Genomic DNA, 19,631 nt, shown 5'->3' with positions numbered 1-19,631 from the left:
ATTATTCTATACTGTTTTTAAAAATCCTCCACGGAAATGATGTATTATGAAATTTTAGTATGATATCATACAATTATAAAGAGTCATATAAACTAATCATAAACGCTCTCCCTTAAATAGGTATTTATCAAATTTGCTAATGAAATTGTACTGAAATTTTAAATACTACTAAAAAAGGACTAACCATGAAGTTAATCCCTTTAATTCTATCTCTATTAATTTACCGACCATTACTTCTTAGTTTTTAGTTATGATTTTCTCCATATCAATTAAAGAGTTTTCAAGATGTTCCGTCATCAACTGTATACCTGAATCAGGGTCACGATCCTCAAAAGCTTTAAGAAGTTTATCGTGAGATTCAATAGCATGCTGTACATTCTCTCTAATGTTATAAGTCTGTATACGATAATCTACAATACACTCAGCAATTATCTTAACAATTTTAATCAATAATTCATTTTCTGATGCTTCAGTAATTTTATTATGAAATTCTTCATCGTACAACGCCATTTTTACATGGTTTTTCATCTCGGCACTTTGAACAAACAATCTATGAATCACTTTAAGCTCATCCAGTTGTCTGTCGTTCATACGCAAAATAGCTAATTTAGTCGTCATTGTTTCAATGGCAATACGAACTTCAGCATAATCCCTTAAACGCTGACCATGCTCTTTGAACCAGTTTGCAACATAGTTGTCATCAGCCTGCTCATTGGGAAATCCTTTAAAGTATGCGCCTTTACCGCGTTTCACTTCCAACATGCCCATAGCTAGCATCATACGATAAGCTTCACGCGCTGTAGAACGGCCTACACCATACATCTCGCAAATTTGCTTTTCGGTAGGCATCTTATCTCCTTCTGAAATTTTATTATCAACAATATAGTCTTTTAAGTTATCAATAACCTGCTCTACAATGGAAATCATTTCAATTGGCTTCATACAACTGTAAACCGCCTCTATTAAGATATTTTGAACAATGACACCAGATGAGTCATATTAATGCTATTAAGTACTTAAATATATTCATAAAGAATATATAGGTATTTTATTATATCATTATGATTTTTTATTCGTCAAGTTATATACTTCCATTAATGTGATTTTATCACTTAGTAATACGTGCAAAATTTTCGCGAATCTTAGTTTGCAAATCCTGATCCGTGATATTGATACTGGTAAAGATAAAATCTAAAATTATATCCAAATTTTCTGCAGTGGGAGCAATTCCTAATTCGCTAAAAGATATTGGAGTTCCAATTTCTTTTAAGAACTGCATATTTTTATGGATATACTCTTCAGAATACCCATTGACTGCTAATTGGACAAGGATACCACAAGATACAATCTCGCCATGAAGATATTTTGCTCTTTGAGATTTAAATAGTTTACTAACAGCGTCATAAAGCGCATGAGCAATTGCCAGTTGCTTGCTCCCACTGGAAAGTTGAGATGTTAACCCTGTTAAAGCAAGATTAGTAAATATGATATCATCTACAGCAGGTGTAATCTTCTTTTCACGTACATCTTTGATAGCTTGTATCGCAGTATTAAAGTATTTCTCAGTATTAAATTCTGCCAGTTTTAATGCCGATAAAGGCATCACTGTTATATCCCAGCCTGTTACAAAACGTATACTGAAATCTATCTCCGGAAACTTTGCCATAGCATCTGCAATACCGGATGCCAACATTCTTTCGGGACAATTTTTAGCGATAATTTCTGTATCCACAATTACTGCAGCGACAGGTTGTTGACAATATTCATTGCAATCAGGTGTACCGGTATCATCATATTTAATACATACGGTGGCGTAGCAAGCACAGGTTGCGGCAGATGTCGGCATATTTATAACCCGGATTCCCAAACGGTCTGCAGCAAGCTTTACAGTATCCATACATTTTCCGCCACCAATACCAACAAGTAATTTTACACCGTAATCCTTAGCTTCATCTACAATTCTGTTAACTGTTGTCTCACTGCAAAACCCTGAAAACATATGTACAGTGTATTCAATACCATTTTCCTCAAAGCTTTTTTCCACAGCTTCTTTTGTTACAGACCAAGCAGTATAACCAGCAACAACAAGTACTTTGTTATAAAACCGTTTTACTTCCCACCCTATAACCGATCTAACTCCAGGGTTCTGAAGATATCGACCGGATCCAAGAATAATTTGAGCGCCCTCTCTCATAAATTACATCTCCTTACTATCTTTTAAAATGCTTGCGGGATTTAATATTTTAATCTCAGATTAAAAACTTCAATTGCAGTCAAACTGAATATCTGCCTTAGTGCGAGCTCATCATTAACAACTTGCTTATATTTTAAGATTTCGCTGGCGGTATTGATTGGAAGATCTGTGGAAAACATCAGTTTCTTAGGGGATAAATTTTTAAGAAACATATCTATTCCTTCTACACCTATACCGCTAGGCTCAATATATACGTGCTCAAATGTTTCGGCTAGAAACATGGCTTGTGCAGCAAAGAAATCAGAACCTCCATGAGCAATAATTATTTTTACATCTGAATAATCACTTATCAATGGATATAGACGTGCCGGATCGGCAAAGGGTATTCCCATACCGGTATGAACCATTACAGGAACCCGTAGGTCACGAGCTACATTAAATACTTTTCGAGCATCCTCAGACATTAAATCCACAGCATGGCCATTAGGTGTAAGCTTGACACCAACAAACCCTAAATCTTCAACGCAACGTTTTACTTCATTTGAGTAGTCATCATTATTAAAATGCGGGTTCATTGATACCATTCCCCAAAAACACCCGGAGTGCTCTTGGCAAAATCGGTAAATTCTATTATGAGCCTCACGTATGTCCGCTAAATAAGGGCGTGTAATACAAGGTTGAACAATGGCTCCATAGAGATTGAATTCTTGACAATTTCTAATTAACATCTCCTCAGTCACTTGAAAATCATATACAGTATCGATTCCAAGATGGCAATGCGAGTCAATAATCATAGCAACTCTCCTTCTACCCTTTCTTAACAGTTTTTCATTGAAGCAACATTCATTTAACCCGTGGTCTTAAAGCTAAAAGAAAAACTTCAATTCATATATCATGTTGTCTGATAACATGATATTATTATACTACGACATATTGCATTAAGTGTCAATACCTTCTTACGCAGTTTTTATGCAATTTTCACAATTAATATATTGACAAATTTTGTTATGATCTATATAATTGTTATCAGACAACAATACAACCTGATATAAGGATATTTGTATTGTATAAAAACATGAGGAGGAATGTTAAATGACCAAAAAAGATTTTACCGCAAAGTACGGGCAGGTCCTATTACCTCTATTAACGCCATACGATGATCAGGAAGAGGTTAATTATACTGCTTACAACGTTCTTTCTGATACAATCAAATCATTTGATAAGCTGGAATAACATCCGGATCATTCAACTAGGATATTTTTGTCGGACTTGGCGTCTAAAACGCTAAAAATTAAAATATGTGGAGGGAATGAAATGAAAAAACTATTGGTAGTTTTACTAACAATTTCTATGATTCTGACAATCAGTGCCTGTGGCACCCAATCTTCAAGTAATCCCACCCAATCTGACACACCCCAAAGTAACGATTCAAATGCACAGAATAACACATCCGAAAACGACGATGAAATTCTTATCGGATTAAGCTGTGCTCTCACAGGGAACTTCCCATTAGCTGGCCAACGAACCCGTGAAGGCGTGGACCTTGCCTTGGAAGAAGTTAATGCCAAAGGTGGAGTTCTAGGCAAGAAACTTGCTTATACTATTGAGGATGATCAGAATACCCAAACCACTGCGGTAAATGTCGTAACAAAAATTCTCACAAAAAATGTTAGTGGTGTAATCGGTCCACATACGAGCGGAAATGCCATGGCAACAAACGAACTATATAAAAATGCTAAAGTTCCCTTTATGACCGGCGGTACCAGTCCAAAGCTTTCCGGATTGAATAACGATTATTTCTTCCGTGTCCGACCTGAGGATACCATTAATGGCCAGGTTGCTGCTAAATATGCTCTTGAAAAGCTGGGCGCAAAAAAAATAGGTATATCCTTTAACAATAATGACTTTGGAACCGGCGGCCGTGATGTTATCATAGAGTATCTTAAAAAAGTAAATGTACCCTATGTAGCGGTAGGACATAATTCAGGCGATAAGGATCTTACAGGTCAGATTATGAAGCTCAAGAGCGAAGGCGTTGATGCCATCATTTCGTGGACTGATGATGCCGAAGTTGTTCTTACTGCACGACAGTTATATGAACTGGGCTTTAAAGTACCCGTAATTGCTTCTGCCGGAGTTGTTATGGACCAAGTTCTGAATCTGATGGAACCGGAATACATAGAAGGCTGGTATTCTGTAACTGATTTTGTTTCCACAAATAACAGTCCGATAGTAATAGAGTTTGTTAAGAACTTTGAAAATAAATATGGCTACAAGCCTGAGCTTTATGCCGCTACCTACTACAGTGCCACCTATGTTTTAGCAGATGCAATTGAACGTGCCGGTTCAGCAGATCCGCAAGCGGTTCGTGACGCATTGGCACAAACAAAGGGTCTGCAGCTTCCGGAAGGAGTTTTCACTACTGATGGAAAAGGAAATATGCTTCAAGGATGTATCGTTGCACAGATTCTTAACAAAGTACCTACCATGATAGAGTATGTGGACCTTAACAATTAATAAATCAATACATAGAAATGCATGATAAATTATAGAGTGATGAAGTGCAGGATCATTGGCTTTCTGACCGCCCTGCACTTATCAAATATCAGTGAATAGTATTTTGAGATTTTTGCACAGGCCACTGATATAAATAGTTAATTGTAAAGTTAGAAATATTCTTACCGGAATGCCACATGGGGACAGTTCCTCAGTAGCATGAAAATCATATACCACAGACGAACCGTCCCCAAGTAGCATTCCTACTTCCGTGCTCCGATTTTTACTTTTAGAGTTTTTTATCTATAAAACAGTAATTAAAATAGAGGTGAAAAAATGGCATCCGAGATTGTGATTCAATTAATTGTTAGCGGTTTGGCGCTGGGATTTATCTATGCTTTGGTTTCCATTGAGTATACAATAATTTTTAACGCAACAGGCTTACTGAATTTTAGCCATGACAAACTAATTATGTTAGGTGCATATGTATTTGCAGGGCAGTATATCATTCGTATGGGTGCTAGCCCTACAATTGCTATTATTGCAACAGTTCTTACTATGTTTCTATTTGGCGTATTTGTAGCTTCAGGTATTTTTAACCCGTTAAGAAACATGGCTTCCCCGATTTTTGCAGTGATTGGAACGGTAATCCTTGGACGTATTTTAACAGAACTTGCACGTATTGTCTGGGGTGCTACGCCTTTCACTGTTCCGGGATTTTTAAAAGGCGTAGTGACTTTAGGAAATATTGTTATTACAAAAGCAAATCTATCTATTATTGGTGTATCCACAATTATCGTTATCACACTTCAAATATTTTTTAAGTCTACTAAAATGGGAAAAGCCATGCGATGTGTTCAACAAAATAAAACTGCTGCTGCTTTGATGGGCATTAACGTACCAGCAAATATAAATTTCACTATTGCACTGAGCGCCGTTATCTGCACAGCAATAGGTATCATGGTTATTCCCCTGTTTACTATCGATCTGACCATTGCCAATATGATAGGATTGAAAGGCTTTGCCTCAGGTGTTATCGGAGGGTTCGGTTATCTTCCCGGAGCAATCCTTGGCGGTATTACAATCGGCATTGTAGAGAACTTAAGTACATTAATTATCCCGACACTGTATAAAGATTGTGTTGCATTCGTACTATTGATTGCTTTCTTGCTTATTAAACCATCAGGACTCCTAGGACACAAAAAATAGAATAAGGTGGTGTACAAAATTGAAAAATATCAAAAGAACTGCTTTAATTATCTTTATCATCTTTCTTCTGATTTTACCTGCGTGGGATAATAATGCCTACCATCATATCTTGTTAAGTCAAACGCTTGTTAATATCATTGTGGTCATGGGTTTGAACTTCATTACCGGTTTAACAGGTCAGATGAACTTAGGTACTGCAGGTATAATGGCATTAGGCGCTTATACAGCTGCATTGATGAGTACAAATCTTCACGCTCCTGCTTGGATATGTTTTGTACTATCAATTGTTATGGGTTGGTTGATCGGCCTCGGACTTGGCTATCCCAGCCTACGTTTAAAAGGTGTCTACCTTGCTCTTACAACGATTGGTTTTAGTGAAATTACGCGCTTAGTTCTTACAAACTGGGTAGATCTAACCGGTGGCACGATGGGCGTTCAAAATATCCCTGCTATCACGGTTTTCGGATATGAATTGGATAGTTCTTTCAAAATATATTATCTATATCTTCTGGTTGTAATTGTGTTGGTTTTTACATCACAGCGTATTGTTAAATCAAAATGGGGCCGTGTTTTTAAAGCCATTAGAGATAATGTAGAAGCAGTGGAAGCTTGCGGGATCGATATCGCCAGTATCAAAATCAAAGCGTTTACCCTTGCTACCATTTTTGGCTGTCTGGGTGGTGCGATGTATACCTATATGATGAGATACGTTAACCCGACCACATTTATACCCGATTTATCGGCCAACTATCTCGTTATGATGATGCTTGGCGGAATAGGATCGGTTGCAGGAAATATTATTGGAGCTGTTATCATTACTCTTCTACCTGAGTTCTTAAGATTTATGCAAAGCTATTATTGGCTTGTGTTTAGTATTATTACTTTAATCTTCGTAATTTTTCTGCCTAATGGTATCATCTCAATATTCTCTGAAGAACGCAGATTTCAACCTTTCTGGATTCCAAAAACAGACAATACTAGGAGGCTAAAATAGATATGAATCCTGTTCTGAAACTTGAAAATATAACCAAACGTTTTTCCGGACTAGTTGCAGTAAACAATTTATCTCTTGAAATGCCTAAGAACTGTATTCATGCACTCATCGGCCCTAATGGTTCCGGAAAAACTACAACTGTAAATATGATTACCGGTGTGCTTCCTGCCAGCGAAGGCAATATCTTTTATAATGATGCTAAAATCAGCGGTAAGCCCTTGTTCCAAATAGCAAGACTGGGAATTGGCCGGACCTTTCAGAACTTGAAATTGTTTGGTTCAATGAGTGTTTTAGAAAATTTAATGGTAGGTGGCCATCAGCTCACAAAAGCCGGATTACTGAGGTTTCTCGTTGATCTTAAAGGAGAAAAAAGAGAAGAAACTCTTCTTAAAGAGCGTGCAGAAGAGGTTTTAGAACAAATTGGCCTAGTAAACCTTCGCAACGAGAAAGTTAAAAACCTATCCTATGGCAGGCAAAAAATGACTGAACTTGGCAGGGCGTTGATGATGAAACCGGATTTATTGATTCTTGATGAGCCGGCTGCAGGTCTTAATCCATCTGAGAGAAAAGAATTTGTTGATATTTTATTAAAAACCCATAGTAGAGGCATAGACTTGTTTTTGATTGAGCACAACATGGATGTGGTTATGAATATCAGTAAAAAGATTACAGTTCTGAATTTTGGAGCAAAAATTGCGGAGGGAACTCCTAAAGAGATTCAAAACAACGACCAAGTCATCAAAGCTTATCTTGGCAATAAATATACGCCCGTTAAGACTGAGAAGACGGAGGAATAGAATATGCTAAAAGTAAATGGAATAGATGTATTTTATGGAAATGTCCAAGCACTTTTTAATATATCTATCGAAGTTAATAATAAAGAGATTGTTTCTATTATTGGCGCAAATGGAGCAGGCAAAAGCACTTTAATGAAAACAATCATGGGTATTAATAAACCTGCCAACGGTTCTATTGAGTATGATGAGGAAGTAATCAGCAGCTTCAAAACCCATAAAATCGTTGGCAAGGGCATAGTTTACGTACCTGAAGGCCGAGAGATCTTTCCTCAGATGTCTGTTCTCGAAAATCTAGAGATGGGTGCATTCAGCAAAAAATATACCAAAGATGATATTGATAGACATATACAAGAGGCCTATGAATTGTTTCCCCGTCTGAAAGAAAGAGAAAAACAGATTGCCGGAACCTTAAGCGGTGGCGAACAGCAAATGTTAGCAATAAGCAGAGGAATGATGAGTGATCCAAAATTGATTATGTTTGATGAACCTTCTTTAGGCCTTGCCCCTGTTATCATTGAGGAGATGTTTGATGCTATAGTTAAAATCAATAAGCGTAATGATACACCTGTTGTAATTGTAGAACAAAACGCATTTATGGCCATGTCCATCTCAACACGGACATACGTACTAGAAGTAGGACAAATTGTAAACAAAGGGCATAGCCAGGAGCTTCTTAGCAGTCCCGAAATTAAAAAAGCTTATCTAGGCGGTTAAAATGAATAAGAAAACAAATAAGAAAAGGGGTTAAATATGAAATTAATAAGATTTCTTCTTAATAATCAGGAGTTTTATGGTAATCTTACCGATGATAAAATTTATATTCTAAGCGGAAGTATTGAAGAAGGTTTTACATCAACCGATCATGTTATCTGTATTGAAAAAGTAAAGCTGCTTAGTCCGGTTAAACCCGGAAAAATAGTTTGTGTAGGACTAAATTATATGGATCATATTATTGAATCCAACGAAAAAGTTCCATCCGAGCCTGTTATATTTATGAAGCCATCTACAGCCGTCATAGGACCTGATGAAGGTATATGTTATCCGGTTCAGTCCCACCGTGTTGATTATGAGGGAGAGCTTGCAATTGTTATTGGAAAGCGTGGAAAAAATATAAAAGAAAGCGAAGCTTCTTCATATATTCTAGGATATACATGTGCTAACGATGTAACTGCTAGAGACCTTCAGCCATCTGACGGACAATGGATCATTGCCAAAGGATTTGATACTTTTTTACCTTTAGGTCCATGTATCCATACGGATGTCGACCCAAATAACCTTCCTATCAGAACGGTTCTTAACGGAAAAATAGTTCAAAGTTCTAACACTAAACACTTACTGTTTAAACCTAATATGTTAATAAGCTATATTTCTTCTGTTATGACGCTTGAGCCTGGAGATATCATATTAACAGGAACTACCTTCGGTATTGGACCCATGCAGGTAGATGATATTGTTTCTGTCGAAATAGATGGAATCGGAAAACTCCAAAACTTTGTAGAAGGCCTTGAATAAATTTCGCCCTGACAAGCAACCAAAAAATTATAAACCGGATGAAATTAGACTTCATCCGGTTTTATTATCACAAGTTTTATGCTGGTTCTTTAGCAAAATTCAGGTGTTTATTCATAAATCTTTTATATCAGTTACAAATTGCTTATAGTATAAACATTGCCACAATAACAGTAGCTGCAAAACCTACCATAACCGGTATCAAATTCTTCCTTGCAAGTTCTATCGGACTTACATTACATATCGCGGCAACAGGAATGACCGCCCAAGGTATAATGGTTCCTCCGCCAACCCATATAGTTACAATTTGCCCTAAAGCAGCAAGGCCGGCCTTATCAATGCTGATTGCATTAGAAAAAGTCTGCGCAAGTGAACCTACAAGGGGCAATCCTGAGAATCCTGACCCATCAAGGCCGGTAATGCCCGATACTAAAGTCTGCATCAAAATAATAGGGACTTTAGATAATGGCACCGTATTTGAAAGAAAAAGTCCAATATCATTTAATAGTCCTGTGGCATTTTCGCCCAGTATCTGTTTTGCGGTGCTCTCTCCTCCAAGAAAGAAAAATGCCCCTATAACAATAACCGGTGCAAAGATTTTCACCCCAAATGTAAATCCTTCTTTTAAATAATCTGTTACTTTTTCAAGAGAATCAACAAAACGATGCTTAATCACTGCCGATACAGCCATGATTAGCATTACCGTCCCTCCTACAAGGGCGGTTGCGTCTCCTCCTCTAAGCTTATATTTATACATTACTATGATATCGATCACAAATACAATGGGGGTAATGAACCCAACAATATAAGTGCCAATCGTATTTGATTTTCTTTTTTCTTCTTTGTCGGATGACTTTAAGTCATCCACATGATTGTTCTTCATATCTTTTCTCATCATAATAAAAGCGGTAACGACGGTTACAACACTCATTGTAATCCATAGGGGCCAGCTGCTGTTTATAATATCGTAAGTATCGCTGATCCCGGCACCTTTCGCAGTTATTGAAGGCGCACCCTGAATAAAGTAGTCACTGGATAATGCGATGCCATGACCAAACAAGTTCATTGCTACGGCAGCCCATATTGCCGGAAGTCCCGCGCGAATAGCCGCCGGTACCATAATGGCACCAACCAATGCTACTGCCGGTGATGGCCATACAAACCAGGAAATGATAGTCATAACAATTCCCAACACGACAAACGCCGCATTTCTATTAATCATAAGCTTTTTAATAGGGCTCATCATAAGATCATCTGCCCCGATATCTTTTAACGCTTTAGACATAGCTACAACCAGAGAAATGATGACAATAATGCCCCAGAATTCCGTTCCTGCCGCTATAAGGGAGTTATATATAACCTGCACACCCTTTAGCAAACTGCCTGTAGCCGCGTATCCCATCACAAATAAACCGATGATGCAAGGAAGAACAATATCCTTTTTAAATGCCAGCGTAAGCAGAATGATCACTACCATCGCAATATAAATATAATGCAATAATCCTAACTCAACCACACTAGATCCTCCCAATCTATATCATTTTCTGTGCAAATATATTACTGGTATTACTGTCTTGTACTCTGCGTTGTATTTCGTTTTTGTCGGTTAAGTACAATCCTAGGTCTTTCATGCGGTCAAAATAAACAGAACCCGAGAAAGTGTATTTCTTTGACATCCCTTCTTCTGTGGTCATTGCTTCTTTTACATAAGCGATTGCATCTCCGGTTGCTAGTGTGGTAGGAATCTGAAACAAATCTGTTTTGAGACCCAGACGTACACTATTATGTCCCGCAAGTACTCCGGTTACAATTGCTTCGGTATGTCCAACCAGTAATCCCGCTTTTTCTCCGCAGCACAGGAGGTTTTCCACACCTTCTACCTTCATGCAATTATCCCTGGGCGCCATCGCAAAATATCTCATAGAATTTCCCATTCCGCCGGAATAAGGATCTTCATATCTTGCATCCTCAAGACCCGGGATTTTCCTCAACGTCTCAATATCATAGTACGGCGTCATCAATTTCGCGTGTCCCGTATCAAGCAATATCAGATTGTCCTTAAACTCCTTTAGGGCGTACTGCTGACACGCTTTCACCCCCAGATGGTCCTCTACTAAATCTTTAGGAATAGGGACAATGGCTACTCCTTTATCATTCAATTCGGCCTGAACCCCTTTAGAAAGGGATTCTTTATATAGCTTACATGAGCCGCTCATCGCACCATAGGAACCGTCGGCCTTTCTCCCCATCATTTCCTGAACACCCGCAAGTCCTGCAATGCTAACCCTGCCGCCAAAACTCGGGCATCTGAGTATACACATCGCGCATCCGTTTCCATACTTTGAACAGTTATTCATTGGACCTGCTGTTCCGGTAGCATCAATGAATACATCCCCGGAAAATTTATTATCACACTGGTCTTGCACCGACATAATGGTGCCCTGATGAACCCTTGCCTTGCTAATTCTAATATTAAAGTAGATTTTTATATCCATTTGCTTTAGATAATTATGCACCGCACCATGGATTTTGGCTATATCGTAAAGATTCGCATGCTTATGGCCTGGGAACTCTATATTTACATGTCTTGCATTGTCATCACATATCTTAAATAAGTCTCCTCCACCCATCGCAATCATTTCTTCTGTGGCAGTATATCTGCCGTTATTTCTCATGATCCCGCCAACAAGACCTGTCCCCAAAAGCATATCTGTTCGCTCAAGAAGCGTGACATCCGCGCCTGCTTTGCGTGCGCTGATTGCCGCAGCACAACCGGACCATCCGCCTCCAATAATTACAACCTTCATTTTATTGACTATACCCCCTCAAAAATAAAAAGCGATTGGTGTACATCCCAATCGCCTGTATTACAATGAATAATAATTTAAATGTCTGCATATCCAATACATTCGATAGCGCTCCACTACTTATGTCTGCAGTGACAGTTATTGCCCTGTTCGCACAACAACCAAGCATAAATCCAAGAGAAAACTCATACTTTCGGAACCTTCCCCTTTCAATAAGCTTCATCGGTATCTCTTTACCTCTACTTATCTACTCTTGTCAGGTCCACCTCTATCTATAATGACTATTCAATTACTATTATAATAACAAACCATGTCGCATTTTGTCAACTTTTCTGAAATTGAAGATTTAGTCAATTAACCCTTTGCTCTTTAAGAAATCACTTACCACTTTCTCAATTTCAACACCTTCACTATCAGCCTGATAATTCATCTGCTGCATTTCATCATCGCTGATCTGGTCTCCCAGTTGATTCAGTACTTCTTCGATTTCAGGATGTGCTTCCAACGTATCCATCCTTACCACCGGTGCCGCATAATACGGAGGGAAGAAACCTTTGTCATCTTCCAATACTTTCAGCTTATAGGTAATCAACTGTCCATCGGTTGCAAATGCATCGGTCACATCCATTTTTCCTTGTCCGATCGCCTGATATTTCAATGCAACCTGCATTTTAGCCACATCTTTAAACTTCAAACCGTACTTTTCGATCATCCCGTCATAACCGTCTTGTCTGTTGAAAAATTCGTGTTCCGCGCCAAACACAAGATCTTGCGCTAAAGGTACCAGATCACTTACTTTATTTACATTATTCTCGTTTGCAAAGTCTTCTTTTACCGCAACCGCATACGTATTATTAAACCCGAAAGGTTTTAACCACTTTAATTTAAATTGCTTATTAAATTCCTCTTGCACGATATCATATACCTTATCGGCATCATTGATAACATCCATTTTCAATTGGGCAGTCAATCCTGTTCCGGTATAATCGGCATACATGTCGATATCACCTTTTTTCAAAGCTTCAAAGTTTACAAATGTTCCACCCATGTTCAGCTTTCTTTCAACCTTTAGATCCGTCTTCGCTTCCAACATTTGTGCAATCATTTCACCTAAAATGATATTTTCGGTAAAGTCTTTAGAACCGATGACGACGGTTTTATCTCCGGCACCTGAACACCCGGCGAATAACCCCACTACTAATAATAAACAAATCATAACTGATAATTTCTTTTTATTAAACATATTTAAAACCTCCAATAATCTATTTTTGTGCCCTTTTCACCATTTTTCCTTCAGCATATCCTAGCAGCAGATCAGCACCTACAGCAAGAATAGAAACAGGAATGGCTCCCGAAAGGATCATCGAGACATCATTAATTTGAATCCCTCTCCATATAAACTTCCCTAAACCACCTGCTCCGATTAATACGCCAATGGTTGTAATCCCCAATGCAGTGATAAATGCAATACGAATCCCGGATAAAATAATAGGCAGCGCCAGAGGAAGCTCTACTTTCAACATTAACTGCATTTTTGTCATACCCATCCCCGTACCGGCTTCTATCAATCCTTCAGGTACACTTAAAATTCCTACATAAGTATTTCTTATAATCGGAAGAAGAGAGTATAAAAACAAACCCGTAATAACAGTGCCGTCACCAAGACCAAACATGGTCATCAGGATAGATAACAGCGCCAACGTCGGTATCGTCTGAATGATATCGGTCACTGACATCACGAAACCGGCAATTGCCCTGTATTTCGTCAATATAATTCCTATAGCCACACCAACAAATATCGCTATCACTACCCCTGATGCCGCGATTTGCAGATGCTCCATCACAACAGTAAAAATCTTTCCCATTACAGCATCCCCCTTTCTACTTTCTTAAACCTTTGGGAGTAGCAAGCTTTTGTATGATGCCTATCACTGTCCCTACTACCAGCGCAAGTATTGATGCAGGAATCGCCCCTGCAAATATCATATTTTTATCATAGCTGGCCAGGCCTGTCCAAATTAAGTCTCCAAGACCTCCGGCACCAATCAGTGCGGCAAGGGTAGCCCAACTGATAATATATACAAGCGAAATTCTTACTCCGGCTATTATAACCGAAAGGGCCAGCGGAATCTCTACCTGTAATAAAATTTGCACTCCGGTCATACCCATGCCTTTAGCTGCTTCGATATACATATCATCCACTTCACTGATTCCCGTATAGGTATTTCTAAGGATAGGAAGAATTGAATATAGTGATAACACGATCAAAGCCGGTGTCGTTCCTAAACCGAAAATGATCAACGCCATTCCAAGCAAAACAAGGCTGGGTATTGTCTGCACAACTCCTGTCACACCTAAGATATAATTTGCAATGCTTTTATTTCTTGTAAGCCATATTCCGGTAGGAATAGCAATCAATGATCCAATGGTAACAGCCAATAGCGATATATACATATGCTGCAGTGCCGCACGAATAATTAAATCCTGCTCTTCGACAACAAAACTCAAAAAATCATTCATTTCCATTATCCTTCCATACGACTTCTGCTAATGCTTTTACCATACTGGTTTTGGTAACCAACCCTTTTACCTTGCGTTCTTCATCTATAACAACAAGGTAGTCCAGCTTGTTTTGAATCAATGTATCGAATGCTTCTCTAGAATCCGCATTACTTGGAATGGTTACTACATTATTATCAATAAGGCCGTCAATAGTGCGCCCGCCTTTTCCGTACTTACTAATTGCTTCAATGGTTACAGCACCTTCAAGCTTTTCTTCTTCATCGACTACCAAAAGCGTGTTTACACCTTTACGCTTCATTAGAGCAACACTTTCAGCCGTACCTATACTCTTTGTTACCGTGACAGGATTCGCTCGCATAACATCTTCAACGGTTTCAATCTCGATCTCGTTAGTCAAGCGGTGTTTACCAATAAACTGAATAACAAAATCATTTGCGGGTTTGGACAGTAATTCCTCAGGCGATGCTGCCTGAACGATTTCCCCATCTTTCATCAACACAATCACATCTGCAATTTTTAGTGCCTCGTCCATATCATGCGTAACAAAAACAATAGTCTTTTTAAGCTTTTTCTGCAGGCGCTTCACTTCATCTTGAAGAGATTCCCGGGTAATAGGGTCCAACGCGCCAAAGGGCTCGTCCATTAAAACTAGAGGCGGTTCTGCCGCCAACGCTCTCAATACCCCTATACGCTGCTGCTGTCCTCCACTCAGTTCTGTAGGGTATCTATCCGCATACTGTTCCGGGTCCATGTCTACCAAACGAAGAAGCTCTTCCGTTCTGGCTCTTCTTTTATCTGCAGGCCATCCCAATAACTTAGGCACGATTTCAACATTCTGCGCTATTGTCATGTTAGGGAATAAACCTATCTGTTGGATAACATAGCCGATCTTTCTTCTAAGCATAACAGGATTGATTTTCGTTACATCTTCCTCATCAATATATATAGCCCCCGATGTTGGCTCAATAATCCTATTAATCATTTTTAACGTAGTGGTCTTACCGCACCCGCTTGGACCGATAAGTACGACCAACTGCCCTTCTTTGATCTCGAAGTTCAGATCTTCTATAACCGCTACATCTTTATAAGCTTTTTTTACATTCTCAAATCTAACCAAATACATCCCTCCTTATCTTCAACATTTTGGTCATTATATAATTTTACATGATAGGTTTTTTTTTCGCAAACCTCGTAACTCTTTATATATCCGGATCTATTTCTACATGTTCCCATAATAAAAAAACAAGCTATATATTCTAAAAATACTTTACGTATCCTTCCATATGCTACCGCTAACTAACAATCCGTCATTATGTATAGAGTTGTTAGTCTATATAAGTACTATATTCTTATACTTTATCTTAGTTATCATCAACTATATTCTCCAACAATTTTATTTCTATCCGTTATTTCAAAGTCAATATTAAATATTATCAGCTTCGCTTTCACCTCATGAATAGTTACGATGGATACCTATTGTTCGTATGGAATCACTACATAGTTATCAATGCGGATGACCAAAGATCGTCCCGACACAGTAGCTGACCCAGAACTTTGGGCAAGATGCTTTCTCAACAACAAAAAGATAAGCTCCTGAACATATATCCAAGGAGCTTATCTTCTATTATTATTAAATTTTCAACTTCTTAAGGTATATATAAACCTTCGCCTTTATTCAAAGCGTAACGCTTCTATCGGATTCAGTTTTGAAGCCTTGCTTGCGGGATAAAAACCGAAGAATATCCCTACCACAGCTGAAAACGAAAAGGAGAATAAAATCGTCATAATGGATGGCTGCGCAGCAACGCTCATTACTTTTCCAATAATTTGCGAACCCATATAACCGAACGCAACTCCTATTAGCCCTCCAAAGCAGCTAACTACAATGGATTCAATCAGAAACTGCACTAAAATATTTCTTCTCTTAGCACCAATAGCTTTTCTGATCCCAATCTCTCTTGTTCTTTCGGTAACTGAAACAAGCATAATATTCATAATTCCAATTCCCCCCACCACAAGTGAGATACCAGCGATTCCGCCTAATAACATGGACATTGTTTTTGTGGTTTCATTAATGGTGTCTAACATTTCCGCTTGATTTAGCACCCTATACGCGTCCTCACTATTAAACTTCTTAAATAAAAATTCTTCTAATTTAGTCACAGCGCTGTCCACTGTTTCAGGTGTTTTCGCCTGAACATAAAATGTAGTGATATTGGCATTCCGCACTAACCTTTTAGCCGTAGTATATGGAATAATTACCCTATCATCTTCTGAACTTTCAGCAGAACTACTCTTTTCTTCCAATATACCCACCACTGCATATATTTCTCCATTTATTTTAATTTTTTCTCCTATCGGCGAGACGTCTTCAAACAATTCATTTGCTACATAAGTTCCTAACAGAACCACTTTCTGTCTTCTATCTACATCTAATGCACTGAAAAACCTTCCATCTTCTACTTTCGTATTTCTCGCAGTTTCAAAACCTTCACTGGTACCGATTAAAGAAGTTTGTAAATTATTAGTCCCATACTTCACGGTTGCTTGGTCTTCTAAAGAAGGAACAACCGCTTCGATCACATCATCATTACTGTATGCTAAATTCATCAATTCATCTTCGCTTACAGATCTATTGCTGTTTCTTCCCATAATACGTACATTAATCAGGTTGGTTCCCATCCCCTGAATTCTTTCGGTAATCGCTTTGGTTGATCCTTCTCCCAAACTTACTAATATAATGACAGAGCTAACCCCAATGATAATTCCCAACATTGTAAGAAGCGTACGAACTTTATTACTTCCTATACTCTTTATTGCCATGTTGAAGGCTTGAAAAATATTCATCTAACTCACCGCCTTGTCTTCAACGATTTTGCCATCCATGATCCTTATGATTCTCCTCGCTTGCTGCGCGATATGCTCATCATGAGTAATTAGGCAAATGGTATTGCCCATCTCATACAGGTTGTGCATCATATTGATAACCTCGGTACCGGATTTAGAATCCAGGGCTCCTGTAGGCTCATCAGCCAGGATTAACGGTGGTTTGCTCGAAAGCGCTCTGGCAATGGCTACTCTCTGCTGCTGTCCCCCTGACAGTTCAGACGGTTTATGGTGTACCCTATCCCCCAATCCAACCTGCTCTAATGCCTGCATGGCCATTTCCATACGTTTCTTTCTTGACAGACCTTTATAAATCAACGGAAGCTCTACATTCTCTATAGCTGACAATTTGGGAAGCAGATTAAACTTTTGAAAAATAAATCCGATTTTATTATTTCTGAACTCCGCAAGTTCATCATCCTTTAACTTGCTAACCTCCTTGTTATCAAGGTAGTAATTCCCTGATGTAGGGATATCCAGACAGCCAATCATATTCATGAGTGTAGATTTACCTGATCCCGACGGTCCTACGATGGCTACAAATTCTTTGGGTTTGATATGAATAGAGATACCATCCAATGCTTTAACCTCAATCTTTCCCATTTTGTATATCTTATACATATCCTGAATTCTAATCATTTTTGCCCTCCAGTTCTCTGTCTCGCATATGCCGGACTATTTTCTCCGTTCCTCCGCATTTACTAATTACCAGATTATGTATTTATCGGTATAAGTACCTGTGTTTCCTGCCATAACAAACGTTCTACCAATCTCATATCATCACCAATCATATCATAAACATGATTATAACTGCAAGTTATGATAATAAAGTGATTAATTTTTGAATACTTTGTGAACATTTCAAACAATAGAAAATACTTCATCCATACTTTTTATTTTTTTCTCTCTAGGCGTATAAGCCGGAATCCCAACCGGAATAAGGCTAATAAACCTTTTGTCTAAAGAAATACCTAAAACTTCATTGATATCTTTTCCTGCAATTGCAGGTTCATTCATCCAACAAGCCCCGTAGCCTTTTTCATGAATAGCCAATAACATATTTTGTATCGCGGCGCCAATAGATAATATATCATAGTTTGCAAAAATATCCATGATACTTTTATTATCATGTCCTTGCTCTTTCAAAACAGATATAAATGTTTCATCATAAAATTTTGCTTTAGTCATAAAAACCGCGATAACCACAGGGGCTTTAGCAAAGAAACTTACCATTTTTCTTTTGGAGGCTAAGTAGCTTTGGGGTAATTCCTCCGCCTTTTCTTTCAAAATATCGTCAACTTTTTGAATGACGATGTTTTCAATCTTCTTTATTATATCTCTATCTTTCACCGCAATAAATTTCCAGCATTGGCTATTGCATCCGCTAGGCGCATAGGTGGCGGCTTTTATAAAATATTCAATATCCTCCACAGGTATTTCCTTATCTTCAAATTTTCTGATACTTCTTCTAGATACCGCTAAGTCTAAAAAACAATTCATGTGATCTCCTCCAAATCCGGTAATTTTATCATATTATCAACTCTTAACTTCGTTATCATAACTCAATTTGTTAATATAGTCCGTATTAAACTTTTCAAAAGTATCAAATACATAATCCGCACCCGCTTGCAGCAGTACTTCCTTTTCATGAGAAGAGGTGTATGCGCACACATGCATGCCTGCCTTTTTGGCACCCATAATTCCCCATACAGAGTCTTCAATTACAATACACTCAGCAGGAATCAGATTCATTTTCTTGGCAGTATATAGAAACAAATCCGGCTCCGGTTTAGTATGTGCCACATCCGTTCCACTACATATGATATGAAAATACTCTAATGCACCGGTAATTTTTAAACATCGTCTTATATCGGGATGCTTGCTTGATGATGCAATGGCTATAGGAATATGTTTGTTAATGAGCTCATTTAATAAATATTTCACACCTGGCATTAGTGCTAATTCTTGCTGCTCTACTATTTTGTAATGTTCCTGCTTTTCATTTAAAACATCCGGACTGATACTATACTCTTGCTTCGCCAGATAATAATCTCTAATTTGCTCGCAAGGGATTCCTACAAAACGTTTGAATTCTTCTTCCTGTAATTTAACACCATACCTGGCGAGTACTTCAATCCACGCTTTACAATGCAGCGGTTCGCTATTTATTAGAACACCGTCCATATCAAAGATGATCCCTTTATACATATAAACCT

Annotated in this window: 20 protein-coding genes and 1 riboswitch; of the genes, 7 read left to right on the top strand and 13 right to left on the bottom strand. The window is 38.3% G+C overall.

Translation table 11 applies throughout. The features are described from left to right. Positions 1-237: 237 nt before the first annotated feature. The 3 genes from QKW49_RS19695 to QKW49_RS19685 all read right to left on the bottom strand — a co-directional run bounded on the left by QKW49_RS19695 (position 238) and on the right by QKW49_RS19685 (position 2,988). Entirely contained in the window at positions 238-942 is a 705-nt protein-coding gene (locus tag QKW49_RS19695) for an FCD domain-containing protein (RefSeq protein WP_282864347.1), read from the bottom strand. 166 nt (positions 943-1,108) lie between these two features. Further along, positions 1,109-2,194, bottom strand: coding sequence for an iron-containing alcohol dehydrogenase family protein (locus QKW49_RS19690; RefSeq protein WP_282864346.1), 1,086 nt, complete (start codon positions 2,192-2,194; stop codon positions 1,109-1,111). Positions 2,195-2,235: 41 nt separating this feature from the next. After that, positions 2,236-2,988, bottom strand: a complete 753-nt coding sequence (locus QKW49_RS19685; RefSeq protein WP_282864345.1) for an amidohydrolase family protein — start codon at positions 2,986-2,988, stop codon at positions 2,236-2,238. 298 nt (positions 2,989-3,286) lie between these two features. Here QKW49_RS19685 and QKW49_RS19680 point away from each other — a divergent pair, with 298 nt between their 5' ends. From QKW49_RS19680 to QKW49_RS19650, 7 genes are all read left to right on the top strand, one after another. After that, entirely contained in the window at positions 3,287-3,427 is a 141-nt protein-coding gene (locus QKW49_RS19680; RefSeq protein ID WP_282864344.1) for a hypothetical protein, read from the top strand. Between the two features lie 81 nt (positions 3,428-3,508). Then, the gene (locus QKW49_RS19675; protein WP_282864343.1) at positions 3,509-4,711 is read left to right on the top strand and encodes an ABC transporter substrate-binding protein; all 1,203 of its coding nucleotides are present in this window, start codon (positions 3,509-3,511) and stop codon (positions 4,709-4,711) included. 315 nt (positions 4,712-5,026) lie between these two features. Further along, complete coding sequence (locus QKW49_RS19670) at positions 5,027-5,899, top strand: branched-chain amino acid ABC transporter permease (protein ID WP_282864342.1); 873 nt, start codon at positions 5,027-5,029, stop codon at positions 5,897-5,899. Between the two features lie 19 nt (positions 5,900-5,918). Then, complete coding sequence (locus QKW49_RS19665) at positions 5,919-6,893, top strand: branched-chain amino acid ABC transporter permease (RefSeq protein ID WP_349239045.1); 975 nt, start codon at positions 5,919-5,921, stop codon at positions 6,891-6,893. 2 nt (positions 6,894-6,895) lie between these two features. After that, positions 6,896-7,690: an ABC transporter ATP-binding protein gene (locus QKW49_RS19660; RefSeq protein ID WP_282864340.1), complete on the top strand. Its 795-nt coding sequence runs from the start codon at positions 6,896-6,898 to the stop codon at positions 7,688-7,690. A gap of 3 nt (positions 7,691-7,693) precedes the next feature. Further along, positions 7,694-8,404, top strand: coding sequence for an ABC transporter ATP-binding protein (locus QKW49_RS19655; protein WP_282864339.1), 711 nt, complete (start codon positions 7,694-7,696; stop codon positions 8,402-8,404). Between the two features lie 36 nt (positions 8,405-8,440). After that, positions 8,441-9,202 carry a fumarylacetoacetate hydrolase family protein gene (locus QKW49_RS19650; protein ID WP_282864338.1) on the top strand — a complete coding sequence of 254 codons (762 nt, stop codon included), beginning with the start codon at positions 8,441-8,443 and terminating at the stop codon, positions 9,200-9,202. A 142-nt stretch (positions 9,203-9,344) separates the two neighbouring features. Here the strand turns inward: QKW49_RS19650 and QKW49_RS19645 are convergent, their stop codons facing one another. The 10 genes from QKW49_RS19645 to QKW49_RS19600 all read right to left on the bottom strand — a co-directional run bounded on the left by QKW49_RS19645 (position 9,345) and on the right by QKW49_RS19600 (position 19,623). After that, positions 9,345-10,715 carry a hypothetical protein gene (locus QKW49_RS19645; RefSeq protein WP_282864337.1) on the bottom strand — a complete coding sequence of 457 codons (1,371 nt, stop codon included), beginning with the start codon at positions 10,713-10,715 and terminating at the stop codon, positions 9,345-9,347. Between the two features lie 16 nt (positions 10,716-10,731). Then, entirely contained in the window at positions 10,732-12,006 is a 1,275-nt protein-coding gene (locus QKW49_RS19640; RefSeq protein ID WP_282864336.1) for an FAD-dependent oxidoreductase, read from the bottom strand. A 98-nt stretch (positions 12,007-12,104) separates the two neighbouring features. Beyond that, a riboswitch (Lysine riboswitch) is annotated at positions 12,105-12,285 on the bottom strand. 67 nt (positions 12,286-12,352) lie between these two features. Then, a complete protein-coding gene (locus QKW49_RS19635) occupies positions 12,353-13,249 on the bottom strand; it encodes a glycine betaine ABC transporter substrate-binding protein (protein ID WP_282864335.1) in 897 nt (298 codons plus the stop codon). 19 nt (positions 13,250-13,268) lie between these two features. Beyond that, complete coding sequence (locus QKW49_RS19630) at positions 13,269-13,871, bottom strand: ABC transporter permease (RefSeq protein WP_282864334.1); 603 nt, start codon at positions 13,869-13,871, stop codon at positions 13,269-13,271. A gap of 16 nt (positions 13,872-13,887) precedes the next feature. Continuing rightward, complete coding sequence (locus QKW49_RS19625; RefSeq protein ID WP_282864333.1) at positions 13,888-14,526, bottom strand: ABC transporter permease; 639 nt, start codon at positions 14,524-14,526, stop codon at positions 13,888-13,890. Continuing rightward, positions 14,519-15,646: an ABC transporter ATP-binding protein gene (locus tag QKW49_RS19620; RefSeq protein ID WP_282864332.1), complete on the bottom strand. Its 1,128-nt coding sequence runs from the start codon at positions 15,644-15,646 to the stop codon at positions 14,519-14,521. The genes QKW49_RS19625 and QKW49_RS19620 overlap by 8 nt, the downstream gene beginning before the upstream one ends. Before the next feature lie 554 nt (positions 15,647-16,200). Further along, positions 16,201-17,376, bottom strand: a complete 1,176-nt coding sequence (locus tag QKW49_RS19615; RefSeq protein WP_282864331.1) for an ABC transporter permease — start codon at positions 17,374-17,376, stop codon at positions 16,201-16,203. Further along, positions 17,377-18,054 carry an ABC transporter ATP-binding protein gene (locus QKW49_RS19610; RefSeq protein ID WP_282864329.1) on the bottom strand — a complete coding sequence of 226 codons (678 nt, stop codon included), beginning with the start codon at positions 18,052-18,054 and terminating at the stop codon, positions 17,377-17,379. It abuts the gene before it with no gap. A 222-nt stretch (positions 18,055-18,276) separates the two neighbouring features. After that, positions 18,277-18,915, bottom strand: a complete 639-nt coding sequence (locus QKW49_RS19605) for a nitroreductase family protein (protein ID WP_282864328.1) — start codon at positions 18,913-18,915, stop codon at positions 18,277-18,279. Positions 18,916-18,951: 36 nt separating this feature from the next. Next, entirely contained in the window at positions 18,952-19,623 is a 672-nt protein-coding gene (locus QKW49_RS19600; RefSeq protein WP_282864327.1) for an HAD family phosphatase, read from the bottom strand. Between the last annotated feature and the right edge of the window lie 8 nt (positions 19,624-19,631).

Source organism: Petroclostridium sp. X23 (assembly GCF_030013905.1).
Classification (GTDB): Bacteria; Bacillota; Clostridia; order SK-Y3; family SK-Y3; genus X23.
This window is presented reverse-complemented; position numbering and strand designations above follow the sequence as displayed.